This is a genomic window from Acidocella sp., assembly GCF_013044125.1.
GTDB lineage: Bacteria > Pseudomonadota > Alphaproteobacteria > Acetobacterales > Acetobacteraceae > Acidocella.
This window is the reverse complement of the sequence record NZ_JABEVC010000138.1, coordinates 1-5,876: the sequence shown is the minus strand read 5'-3', so window position 1 is coordinate 5,876 and position 5,876 is coordinate 1. Positions and strand designations below refer to the sequence as shown.

General features: G+C 64.2%; 5 protein-coding genes. All 5 read left to right on the top strand.

The annotated features are described in order from the left end of the window. The first annotated feature begins 270 nt into the window (after window positions 1–270). Window positions 271–1,890, top strand: a complete 1,620-nt coding sequence (locus HKL97_RS08885) for a proton-conducting transporter membrane subunit (RefSeq protein WP_291424494.1) — start codon at window positions 271–273, stop codon at window positions 1,888–1,890. 5 nt (window positions 1,891–1,895) lie between these two features. Beyond that, window positions 1,896–2,852, top strand: coding sequence for a respiratory chain complex I subunit 1 family protein (locus HKL97_RS08880; RefSeq protein WP_291424492.1), 957 nt, complete (start codon window positions 1,896–1,898; stop codon window positions 2,850–2,852). Then, complete coding sequence (locus tag HKL97_RS08875) at window positions 2,849–3,508, top strand: hydrogenase-4 component E (RefSeq protein ID WP_291424490.1); 660 nt, start codon at window positions 2,849–2,851, stop codon at window positions 3,506–3,508. The genes HKL97_RS08880 and HKL97_RS08875 overlap by 4 nt, the downstream gene beginning before the upstream one ends. Continuing rightward, a complete protein-coding gene (locus HKL97_RS08870) occupies window positions 3,505–4,959 on the top strand; it encodes a proton-conducting transporter membrane subunit (protein ID WP_291424488.1) in 1,455 nt (484 codons plus the stop codon). The genes HKL97_RS08875 and HKL97_RS08870 overlap by 4 nt, the downstream gene beginning before the upstream one ends. Then, window positions 4,956–5,876 (top strand): nickel-dependent hydrogenase large subunit (locus HKL97_RS08865; RefSeq protein ID WP_291424486.1); only part of this gene is annotated, 921 nt, incomplete at its 3' end. The genes HKL97_RS08870 and HKL97_RS08865, both read left to right, overlap by 4 nt.

Genomic DNA, 5,876 nt, shown 5'->3' with positions numbered 1-5,876 from the left:
TCATGACGCAGGGTACTGCGCGCGGGTTGGTGGGCGGCGCGCGCTAAATATGACGCTAGTGGGACACGGCATTTTCAATGACGTGTCCCACTAGGCTGCTGTAGCGCTGATATGACTGGAAAAGGCCGGGGGATTGATCTCCTGGCCTTTTTTTAATGAAGGCCCGTTGCCTGGGATGCAGATATGCGCCTTCCGGCGCGCAGGCTGGTTTGCTATGGCCTGGGTGTGGGTAATTCCTTTGCTTTGATGTTTGGTTTGCCGGGGCAGGGGATGCATTTGCGCCTTGATGCCTTGTCCGTGCTGTTTCTGTGCATTCTTGTGCCGCAGATTGTGGCCAGCGCGCTGGCCGAGCGGCGGGGGTCCATCGCGTTCTGGGTGTTCGCGGGCGCCATGGTGCTCACGCTTCTGGCGGGTGATGCGTTTACGTTGATTTTTGGCTTCGAGCTGATGAGCGCGGCCTCGTGGCTGCTGGTGCTGCGCGGCGATGCCAGGCCGGCGACGCTGTATGCCGGCATGGCGATGTTTTCCGCCGCCTGTTTGATCCCTGGGGTGTTTTTGCCTGCTGGTTCGCTGGCGTTCATGCTGGTGTTGCTGGGGGCTGGCGCCAAGGCGGGGCTGGCGCCGTTGCATTCATGGCTGCCGCGCGCGCATCCGGCGCCGCCGGAGGGGGGTTCGGCGCTGATGTCCGGCGGGATGGTGAAGGTCTCGCTTTATATTCTGATCCGCTATGCTTTTATTGAGTTTGGTGCGGCGGCGCAGCCCTGGTGGGGTTCGGTGTTGATTGCGGCCGGGGCCGCCTCGGTATTGATCGGCGCGCTGCGGGCTATGCTCGAGGTTGAGCTGAAGACCATGCTGGCCTGTTCGACGGTTGAGCATGCCGGGCTGATCGCGGTTGGGCTGGGGATCGCGCTGCGGGCGAAGGCCATGGGGAATCTGGATCTGGCGTCGCTCGCCCTGCAGGGGGCTTTGCTTTGCGCGGTGGCGCATGGGTTGTTCAAGCCGATGCTGTTCCTGGGGGCTGGGGCGGTGAAGAAGGCGACGGGGACGACGTCGCTGGATTGGCTGGGCGGGCTGATGCGCGGCATGCCGCGGTTGGGCATGTTGATGCTGGCGGGCGCCGCGGGGATGGCGGCGCTGCCGCTGGGGCCGGGGTTTGCGCCGGAATTTTTGCTGCTGCATGCCGTGATCAAGGCCGCCGCCACGGGCGGGATTCTGGCGCGGATCGGCTTTACGGCCCTGCTGGCGGGATTGGGCTTGAGCGCCGCGCTGGCGTTGGGTGCAGTGGTGCGGTTGATCGGCATTGGTTTTTTGGGGCGTCCGCGCAGCCTGCATGCCGCCGCCGCCGGGGATGCCAACCGCGCGACGCTGGCCGGCATGGGACTTCTGGCGGCTCTTTGCGTGCCGGTGGCCATGCTGCCGGGTGTGGTGCTGGGCATGATGGAGCCGGTTATCCAGCTGTTGGCGCCCAATTCCACCCCGGCGCCGCTCAGCTATGCGCCGCTGTCGTTGTTTTTATTGCTGGCGGCGGCCGCAGCCGTCGCGTTTTTTGGGCTGCGCCGCTTTGCGGTGCGCGGCACCCGCGAGGTGCCGGCCTGGACATGCGGATTTGGCAGCCCGCCGGCGTGGTTGCCTTTTGGCGATCCGCTGACGCAACCCAGCGCCACCGGGTTTGCCGAGCCGGTCCGCCGCGCCATTGCGCGCGGGGTGCTGGCGCCGCAGGGCGTTGACCCGGCGGAGGCTTATCTGTTGTTCCCCTTATCGCAGGTGAGCCTGCGGCTGACGCGGGTGGCGGAGTATATTCGCCGCTCCACCATGCGCCAGCGGCTTGCTTTCGTGTTTGTGGCGCTGGTGATGTTTTTGCTGGCGCTGGGGCTGAGTGAGGGGGGCTGATGGGGATGTTCCTGCTCCGCCTGGTAGCGACCCTGCTGCATATCGGCTTGGTGTTTGCTCTGGCGCCGCTGTTGATGGGGCTGGTGACCAAGCTGCGGGCGCGGCTGCTTGGGCGGCGGGGGCCGCCGGTGGTGCAGCCATACCGCAACCTGCGCCGGTTGCTGCATAAGACCACGTTGGTGCCCGACACCGCGACCGATTTGTATTCCATCTGGCCGTTTGTATGTTTTACCGCCACGGCCGGGGCGGCAATGTTGGTGCCGGGGTTTTCGCTCGGGTTGCTGACCGCCAATGTTGGCGATTTTATTACATTGATCGGTCTGTTTGCGCTGGCGCGTGGCGCGACCATGCTGGCGGGGCTGGAGTCGGGCTTTGGTTTTGGCGGGGCGGCGGCCGCGCGCGAGGCGCTGTTTAGCGTGTTCGCGGAGGCGGCCCTGCTGGTGATCCTGATCAGTTTCGTGCTGATTGCTCATTCGCCTACGGTGGATGGGGTGGCGGCGGCCTTCCGGAGCGGGCATCTGGGCATTTCAGTTTCGCTGGGCTTTGCACTGGCAGCCATGCTGGCCGTGGCGCTGACTGAAACGGGGCGGATTCCCACCGATAATCCCTCTGGGCATCTGGAACTCGCCATGGTGCATGAGGCGATGCTGCTGGAATATTCCGGGCGGTTTCTGCTGTTGTTCGAATATGCGGCGATGCTGCGGCTGATGGTGTGGATGTGCTTGATCGGCACGGTGTTTTTTCCCTTCGGCATGGCGCGCGCGGGGGAGATTCTCACCTGGCCGGGCGGGCTGGTGCTGTGGACTGGGAAACTGGGCGTGATGGCGGTGGTGCTCTCGCTGTTTGAGATCGGCACGGCCAAGATGCGGGTCTTCCGGGTGCCGGAATTTTTGGGCGTGGCGATGTTGCTCGGCGTGCTCGCCGGGGTGTTTTTATTCGTGGCGGCGAGGATTGGCGGATGAATCTGGATTATCCGCTGGCGCATCTGATGGGCGGGGTGATCCTGCTGTGCGCGTTCTCGATGCTCTCCCAACGCCGGCTGGCGGCGATGATCACGCTGTATCAGGTGCAGGCGCTCACCCTCTCCGCCGCGGCGTTCTGGCAGGGATTCGCGCAAGGGGCGGGGGATCTCTACCTCACCGGCCTCATCACCCTCGCCATCAAGGGTATTTTGCTGCCCATGGGCATGCGCCAGATCGTGCAGCGGTTCAACATGGTCCGCGCCGTGGAAACCACCGTGCCGGTCGGGTTCTCGATGATTCTGGGGGTTGGGTTGATCGGCATTGCGGTGCTGGTGGTGTTGCCGACGACGGTAAGCGCTGTTTCGCTCACGCGCGAGGATCTGGCGATTTCGCTCTCGGTCGTGCTGCTCGGCCTGCTGGTGATGACGCTGCGGCGCAATGCCATCGCGCAGGTGATCGGGTTTCTTTCCACCGAAAACGGGCTGGTGCTGGCGGCCACCGGCATGCCGGGGATGCCCTTTGTCGCCGAGCTTTCAGTGGCGTTGCTGGTGCTGCTGGCCTTCCTGGTGATCGGCGTGTTTCTGTTTCGAATCCGCGAGCATTTTGACACGCTGGATCTGGTCGGCATCGAGGAAATCGAGAGGCGCGGACGATGAACCTTTGTTTGCCGGCGGTGTTTCTGCCGTTGCTGGCGGCGCCCGCGATTGGTGTGTTCGGCACGCGCGCGCAGGGGGCGATGGCGAATCTGGCGCTGAACGTGATTGTGTTCGGGTTTACGGTTGGTGTGTTTTTCGAGCCTGGGAGCGGGCTGATCCATGCCGATGATCTGGGGATGATCTTTGGCGCTCTCACCAGTTTTGTTTGCATGACCACGGCGCTCAGCAATCTCAGTTTTGTATGGAGCGGCAACGAGGTGCTCAGCGTGCGGCGCTGGCGGGTGTATCATGCGATGTGCCAGGTGGTGCTGGGGAGCACGCTGCTGGGGTTTTACGCTGATAATATTGGGCTGCTATGGGTTGCTGTGGAGGGGGCGACGATTGCCGCGACGGTGGGGGTGAGTCTCTCGCGCACGGCCTCGGCGCTGGAGGCCGCGTGGAAATATTTCATCCTCGGCGGCGTGGGCATCGCGCTGGCGCTGTTTGGCACCATGCTGGTTTATCTGGCGGCGCAGCCGGCGCTGGGGCCTGGGCTGGCGGCGATGAGTTTCACGGCGCTTGGCGCGCATGTCACGAAGCTGGATGGTTCGCTGCTGACGCTGGCGTTTGTGTTTCTGCTGTTCGGCTATGGCACCAAGGCGGCGCTGGTGCCGCTGCATGGCTGGTTGCCCGATGCCTATGCCGAGGGGCCGATACCGCTGACCACGGCGCTGAGCACGTTGATGCTGAATGTCGCGCTGATCGCGATTTTACGGTTCCGGCATTTGATGCAGGCGAATTTTGCCGGCGGCGGCGGGGCATTGCAGCCGGGGGTGTTTTTGCTGACGCTGGGGTTGGCCTCGTTGCTGCTCACCGCCTTTTCGCTCTCGCGGCGGCGTGATGCGCGGCGGTTTTTTGGTTTTTCGTCCATTGAGCATTCGGGAATCGCGGTGTTTGCTTTTGGTATTGGCGGCCCGGCGGCGATTTTTGGCGGGCTGCTGCATATGCTGGTGCACACGTTGATAAAATCAGCGCTGTTTCAGGCGTTGATGCGCGGGGCGGCGCTGCGCGGCTCGGCGGCGCCGGGAAATTATGGCTTCTCGCATCTGCGCGGCATGATCCACAGCAACAAATATGTCGGCTGGCTGCTCGGCGGTTGCGTTTTTGCGCTGACGGGCCTGCCGCCATCTGGTTTGTTCGCCAGCGAATTCATCATCATCAGCCAGACCATTCAGCGCGATCCTTATATGTCGCTGCCGCTCGGTCTGGGGCTTGTTTTATGCGCGGTGGCGATCATCCGCCATGTCGGCCCGCTGGTGTTTGGCCATGCGCCGCCGCATACGAAGCACCAGAAGGCGGGGGTTGGCATCAATCTGGCCGGGTTGCAGCTGGCGCTGGGGTTTGGCATTGCCTTTGCCATGCCGTGGTTTCTGCTGAACGCGCTTTCTTCTGTCGCGGCGGCGCTGCAATGAAGCTGCTCTCATCGCAGGACTGGCAGGCGCATGCGGGAAAATTCATCGCCCTGTGGACGGATGCGCAGTATGCCTATGCGCTTTACCAGCCGGCGGAGCTGGTGGCGACGCCGCTGGTGGAGGGCGCATATCCGGCGCTGCGCCATAAAGGGGCGGTGTGGTTTCAGCGCCTGGCGCATGACTGCCATGGCCATAATGCCATCGGGGCGGCGGACACGCGCCCGGCGATCGAACATTTCCGCAGCGCGGACGGGACGGCGCCCTGGCCGGAGTTTGCCAGCCCTGGTGGTGAGGGGGTTCATCAGGTCGCTGTTGGGCCGATCCATGCCGCGATCATCGAGCCGGGGCATTTCCGCTTCTCGCTGCGCGGTGAGGAGGTGCTGAAGCTTGAGGCGCGGCTGGGGTATTCCCACAAGGGCACGCTGGCGCTGATGCGTGGGAAATCGCCACGGCTGGCGGCCCGCTTTGCGGCCCGGATTTCAGGCGATGCGACGGTTGCCCACAGTATTGCCTTCGCGCATGCGGCCGAGGCCGCGCTGGGAATGACGCCGCCGCCGCGCGCGGTTTATTTGCGCGCGATCATGGCGGAGTTGGAGCGCCTGGCGAACCATGGCAGCGATATTGGGGCGATCGCAGGAGATGCGGGGTTCTCATTCCTGGATGCGCGCTTTGCCTTGCACCGCGAGGCGCTGTGCGAGGCCGCGCGGGTGGCGTTCGGGCACCGGCTGATGATGGACATGGTGATACCCGGTGGTGTCGCGGGGGATATGTCCTCTGGCGGCGCAGCCGCGATTTTGGCCGCCCTGCTGGCATTGGAGAGCGAGCTTCCGGGTCTGACGCGCGTGTTCGAGGATTATGCCAGCTTGCAGGACCGGGTGGTGGGGACCGGCATTGTTTCGCCCGCGTTGGCGGCGGCC